The 4797-nt window shown below is 72.5% G+C and carries 6 protein-coding genes; 1 reads left to right on the plus strand and 5 read right to left on the minus strand.

Annotation, left to right across the window (positions count from 1 at the left end; genetic code table 11):
- The 4 genes from ABD54_RS25350 to ABD54_RS25365 form a co-directional block, all read right to left on the minus strand.
- Positions 1–624, minus strand: a 624-nt coding sequence (locus ABD54_RS25350; RefSeq protein ID WP_047872069.1) for a sulfite exporter TauE/SafE family protein, incomplete at its 3' end; no start/stop codon positions are given.
- Positions 625–738: 114 nt separating this feature from the next.
- Complete coding sequence (locus ABD54_RS25355; RefSeq protein WP_047872070.1) at positions 739–2163, minus strand: MBL fold metallo-hydrolase; 1425 nt, start codon at positions 2161–2163, stop codon at positions 739–741.
- Positions 2164–2262: 99 nt separating this feature from the next.
- Entirely contained in the window at positions 2263–2835 is a 573-nt protein-coding gene (locus tag ABD54_RS25360) for a rhodanese-like domain-containing protein (protein ID WP_047872071.1), read from the minus strand.
- Positions 2836–3063: 228 nt separating this feature from the next.
- A complete protein-coding gene (locus ABD54_RS25365) occupies positions 3064–3315 on the minus strand; it encodes a metal-sensitive transcriptional regulator (protein WP_047872072.1) in 252 nt (83 codons plus the stop codon).
- A gap of 216 nt (positions 3316–3531) precedes the next feature.
- On the opposite strand from ABD54_RS25365, the gene ABD54_RS25370 reads away from it, so the two are divergent.
- Complete coding sequence (locus ABD54_RS25370) at positions 3532–3963, plus strand: HIT family protein (protein ID WP_047872073.1); 432 nt, start codon at positions 3532–3534, stop codon at positions 3961–3963.
- Positions 3964–3984: 21 nt separating this feature from the next.
- Here the strand turns inward: ABD54_RS25370 and ABD54_RS25375 are convergent, their stop codons facing one another.
- The gene (locus ABD54_RS25375) at positions 3985–4782 is read right to left on the minus strand and encodes a helix-turn-helix transcriptional regulator (protein ID WP_047872074.1); all 798 of its coding nucleotides are present in this window, start codon (positions 4780–4782) and stop codon (positions 3985–3987) included.
- Positions 4783–4797: the final 15 nt, after the last annotated feature.

The raw sequence follows: 4797 nt of genomic DNA on the forward strand, positions 1-4797 counted from the left end.
CACCGCGCCGACCAGGGCCCAGTCCGGGCTCACGGCGGTCAGGTAACCGGCGAGTCCGGCGAAGGACTTCATTCCGATCACGAGCAGGGATGTACCCACGGCGGCCGGCATGGCCAGTCCGCCCAGCAGCACCAGGGCGGGCACGACGAGGAATCCTCCTCCGGCGCCGACCAGCCCGGTGACCGCACCGATCACCACCCCGTCGAGGACGACGCGTCCCAGCGGCGGCGCCGCTGCGGCCGACCTCCGGCCGGGGGTCGCGCTCCCGCCCCGGAGCATGGCCAGGGCGGTCGCGACCATCATGAGGGCGAAGGCGGTCATCAACAGGGCGCCCGGGACGTGTGCGCCCACCACGCCGCCGACGAAGGCCCCCGCCATACCGGCGGTTCCGAACACCAGCCCGGTACGCCAGCGCACGTTTCCCGCACGTGCGTGCGCGAGCGCGCCGACGAGCGAGGTGAGGCCCACGACGAACAGGGACGCGGCGATGGCCTCCTTGGGGTCCATGCCCACGGCGTAGGTCAGCAGCGGCACCATCAGGATGGAACCGCCTCCGCCGAGCAGTCCGAGCGCCAGCCCCACCACCGCGGCGAGGCCCAGGGCGAGGACGAGCTGAAACTCCATGTTGACTCCGCTTCCGTGGCTGGCGGGCGATGGCCCGGGGTCCGCTGGAGACGGGGCCGCCCGCCCACACGCGCCCCGCTCGGCGGTGCGGCGGGCGCGGCCCCGCCGTGCGCCTCAGTCGGCGGCAGCTCGCACCGGCGCGTCGCGGTCCCGGTCCCGCCTCCAGTCCTCCCAGGCCCCGTAACCCCGATCGAGTTCGACGACGTCGTATCCCGCGCGGCGCAGGGCCGAGGCGGCCACGGAACTGCGGGCGCCCGACTGGCAGTAGCTCACGATGGTGCCGTCGGTCGGCAGGGCGTCGAGGTTCCACAGCACACGGCCCGCGCTGAGCTGCCGCGAACCGGGGATGCGCCCCTCGGCGTGCTCGCCCCTGGTACGCACGTCCAGCACGAGCGCGGCACCGGCCCGTTCGAGCTCCTCGGGGGCGATGCGCGGCGGCACGGTCCTGGGCAGGCCCTCCATGCTGGTCGTGTAACCGGACACGTGGTCGATGCCGACCCGCAACAGGTGGTCCCGCACCCGGCGGGCGGTGTCCCCGTCGTCCGCGAGCAGCACCAGGGGCCGGGTTTCGGACTCGGGGTCGTAGGCCCAGGCTCCGAAGGTCGCGGCCTTGGCCGGTCCGGGGATGTTCAGCGCCCCCTCCACGGTGCCCCGGTGGACCTCGCCGTGGGGCCGGGTGTCGACGAGGACGCTCCCGCCCTCGGCAAGGGACTCGCCGACCTCCCCGCCGGAGAGCGCGGGCGGCGGGGCGAGGCGGCCCAGGACCCGGGGCCCCTCCCTGTTCTGGCGCTTCATCCGGGCGAAGTAGGCGTGGGCGTCGGGCTGTCCGTCGAGCAGTTCCGCGACGAAGCCCTCCATGTCGTCGGCGCGCAGGTAGGGCCCCCACCAGGCGTTGAGCCGCTCGTATCCGACCGTGGTGGCCGGAAGCGCGCCGAGGGCCTTGCCGCAGGCGCTGCCCGCCCCGTGTCCGGGAAGGACCAGGACGTGGTCCGGCAGGTTCAGGAACACCCGGCGCAGGCTCTCGAAGAGCTGGCGGGCGCCCTCGAAACGGGTGCCGGTCTCCCCCGCGGCCTCGTCGAGCAGGTCGGGACGGCCCAGGTCACCGGCGAAGACGAAGTCGCCCGAGAGCAGGTAGCCGGGGTCACGGCTGAAAGCCCCGTCCGTCACCAGGAAGGAGAGGTGCTCGGGCGTGTGCCCTGGGGTGTGGCTCGCGCGAACGGTGATGTTGCCGACGGTGATGGCGTCGCCGTCGAGCAGCCGTTCGGCGTCGAATCCGTACTGCCAGTCCTGGCCGCCCTCCCCTGAGACGTACACGGTGGCGCCGGTGGCCGCGGCGAGTTCGCGGGTGCCGGAGAGGTAGTCGGCGTGGATGTGGGTCTCGGTCACGGCGGCGATGCGCATGCCGTGCGCGCGGGCCAGTTCGAGGTATTCGTCGATGTCCCGGCGGGGATCGACCACGACGGCCTCTCCCCTGGCCTGACAGCCGATGAAGTAGCCGGCCTGGGCGAGGTCGTCGTCGTAGAGGCGTTCCAGCAGCATGCTCTGCTCCTTGTCCGGTGGGTGATGTGCGGCGCGCCAGCCCCGTTCACATACAGGGGGGAGTATCGAGAGGGCAGAAGGCGGCCCTGTTGACGGCCCTCATCGGCCAGCGCCGATGCGGGCCAGGGAGTCCTCGACGTCGACCTCCTCCCCGGGCCGGTTGTAGGGGAGGCGGGTCAGGGCCATACCCATGGCACAGGTGTCGGTGACGGCGGCGAGGACCAGCCCCGCGCCGACGAACCCGGCGACGGCCACCGCCGGGAACCACAGCGGGGAGGCGAGCACCGAGGCCAGCACGATGCCGCCCGCCACGAGCCGGACCTGGCGTTCCAGCGCCCATCTCTGGCGGCCTCGTTCCAGGGGCGCCCCCTGCGCCTCCCAGGCGTTCATGCCGCCCTCCATCACGACCGCGTCCTCCATGCCCGCGCCCGCCAACGCGTTCCGGCACCGCCCGGCCCTATTGCCGGAGCGGCAGACCAGCACGAGGCGGCCGCCCGCGCCGGAGGCGATGCGCTCCAGGTGGGCGTCCACCTGGTCCAGCGGCAGGTTGACGGCCCCCGGGATGTGCGAGCTCTCGTATTCGGCCGGGGTGCGCACGTCGACGATCAGGGCGCGGGGGTCGGTTTCGAGCAGTGCGCGCACGGCGCGCACGTCGATGCCGTGGTCACTCATGTGTTTCCTTCCTTGGGTGTGTCGGAGTGGAACCGGATACACCGGGGAGTATCCGATGGACATGGCGGGGATCCGGAAGCACCAGGACCCGAACCGCTGAGTACAGTCCGCCATATACCGGGGGGAGTATCCAGAAGTCATGGACGCGCCCCCTTCCGGGGTCGGAGGGGAACTCCGCGCCGAAGGCGGCGCGCGGGCGCCCGACACCCGGCCGGCGCCCGCGGACCCTCAGGCCAGAGCCAGGAACAGCTTCTCCAGTTCCTCCTCCGTGAGCTCGGGCTCCTCGCCCCGCTCACGTGCGGTGTTGCAGTGCCGCATGCCGCTCGCGACGATCTTGAACCCCGCCCGGTCCAGGGCCCGGGAGACCGCGGCCAACTGCTGGAGGACGGCGGTACAGTCCTCCCCCGCCTCCATCATCGAGATGACACCGGAGAGCTGGCCCTGCGCCCGCTTGAGTCGCGTGATGGCGTCGCCCACCATTTCAGGCTTCATCTGGTCTCCTTCCGCCCGTACCCCCACCATACCCCCGGGTGTATCCGTGGCGCCAGTCGCGTATGTCACACCGGCACGTGGAGCCCGTGCGGGGTTCGCTCCGGCCCCTGCCGTACCCGCCGGTTCCGGACGCCCCACCGGGTCCTGACCCCCACACTGTGAGGAACCGTCTGTTCCCACCCGTGCTGGAAAGGCCTTCCACCCTTGCCGACCCTCTTCTCCAAGATCATCGCCGGTGACCTCCCCGGACACTTCGTGTGGAAGGACCCCGAGGTCGTGGCCTTCCTGTCCATCGCCCCGCTCCGGCCGGGCCACACCCTGGTCGTCCCCCGGGCGGAGGTCGACCACTGGACCGACGCAGACCCCGCCCTTCTGACCAGGTGCATGGAAGTGGCCCAGGCCGTCGGCCAGGGCGTTCGCGCCGCCTGGAACGCGCCCCGCGCCGGGCTGCTCGTCGCGGGCTTCGAGGTTGCGCACATGCACGTCCACGTGGCCCCCGTCTGGGGCATGTCCGACTTCGACCTCAGCGGCGTCGAGACGGAGACGGACCACAGCGTCCTCGACCGCTCGGCCGAGCGGCTGCGCACCGCCCTCCGGGAACTGGGGTTCGACCACGCCGTCGCGCCCAGGGACTGACGCCCCTCACGGCGCGGAGGGCTACTCCTCGCCGTGAGGCGTGTAGAGCATGATCCAGTGGTCCCGCTCGGGGTCGTGGAGCACCTCGATCTCGAAGCGGGACCACCCCTGGGTCGGGTGGCGCATCTGTTTGACCGCGGACCTCGAAACGCCGACCTCCCCCTCCTCCCAGTGGTCGCGAAAGCTCTGGCTGGTCGCGGTGAGCTCGGCGAGCAGGGCGCGAAGGTAGGCGTCGCCGGGGTACCGGCTCAGCGCCGTCCGGAGTTCGGCGGCCGCCACCCGCAGGAACCGGTCCGCGCCCTCGCCCCCGAGCAGCTGCGCGAGCACGTCGGTCGTGAAGGCCTGGTAGGCGATGTTGCGCTCGAACGGACCGCCGCCGGTCAGGGACCCCAGCAGCTCCTGCGCGGCCTTGTTGCGGGCGAGGAGGTCGAGCCGCCCGTCGTGCACGGTGACCGGCATCGTCTCGTCCAGGCCGCGCAGCAGACGCAGCAGCCCGGGGCGGATGACCGAGGAGGGGGAGGTCGGTCCGGGCGGGGGCTCGCCCCCCAGCCGGAAGAGGTGGTCGCGTTCGGCGTCCGAGAGCCCGAACGCCCGGGCCAGCGAGGAGAGGATCTCACGTGAGGGGCGGGGCGCCCGGCCCTGTTCCAGGCGCGTGTAGTACTCCACCGAGATACCCGCGATGTCGGAGACCTCCTGGCGGCGAAGCCCCGGAACCCGCCGACGGGACACCCGCACACCGCCCCGGGGCTCCGGAGGGCTCATCGCGGCCCTGCGCCGCCGCAGGTACTCCCCGAACTCGGTCCGATCGCTGCTCGACATACCCCCCATTGTCCC

The organism is Nocardiopsis sp. RV163, from assembly GCF_001029525.1.
Taxonomy (GTDB): domain Bacteria; phylum Actinomycetota; class Actinomycetes; order Streptosporangiales; family Streptosporangiaceae; genus Nocardiopsis; species Nocardiopsis dassonvillei.